An 878-nucleotide genomic window follows, 5' to 3' on the forward strand; every position below is an offset into this window, starting at 1 on the left:
ATACAGATAAATAATGGGGAATAAAGTAAATTATTTACAGAGATAGTAATTGTGTACCGGAGAGTTGATTACTCATTTTTTTGTCGAACGTCAAGAGTGGTGCGGCTCCAGTGCTTCGGGCAAAAACTTCAAGGTAACAATCAACAAATGATGATATTGGTTATTATGGCAGTTTGTTCAGGGACATCGTCCAATAGCCAACGTAAGATACAGTTTGTGTCAAGACTTGGCATATCGTTCCCGAACATGGGATTCCCACCCGTCGCCGGATGCCATAGGTACAGCCGCAGTTCCATTTTGCGTCATTTCCTTTTGCAGAAGTTGTCTAGCTTCGTTAATTCCGGCAAGTCGGTTAGTAGTGGGCATTCTATGATTATTTTTAATTCTTTCAGTTTCATTCCCCTACTCCGCCAAAGACACCACATTTACCGAAGAACTTGCCGCAAAAATCGGCGACTTCAAAACAATAATTACGGAATATTTTACATCTCTCCCTGCGGAAAGCGTAAATCAAATAGACGAAGAACTCGCAAAGCAGGAAATTCTAAAGCGTTTAAACGCCAATCTGCGGCTCGGACGCATAACAGCGCTTTATTTTAACGATATGACGATACTTGAAAGTGGGAAATGACGAAACTAGAAAAAATGGTGTTTGGCACTGTTGTGTTGCCAAGAAAAGACAGACAATAAACCTCGAAAATGGCGACATTTATTTTTGGATTGAACAACTTTCATTTTTTCTCCTTGATTTACATTGTTTCTCATTCCCCCCAAAGACTACTACACGTCGCTTTTACTCATCTGACGGCTGCCGCCGAGCGACCTAGTGGAGAAGTCGGTGGGTGCCGCGACGTTAATAAAAACAACACAAACGTAAG

Annotated in this window: 1 protein-coding gene; it reads right to left on the bottom strand. The window is 41.7% G+C overall.

What is annotated here, in order from left to right; translation table 11 throughout:
• Positions 1–219: 219 nt before the first annotated feature.
• Entirely contained in the window at positions 220–366 is a 147-nt protein-coding gene (locus tag ACYVTD_RS14320) for a hypothetical protein (protein WP_461248395.1), read from the bottom strand.
• Positions 367–878: the final 512 nt, after the last annotated feature.

The sequence above is a fragment of the Treponema sp. R6D11 genome, assembly GCF_054786075.1.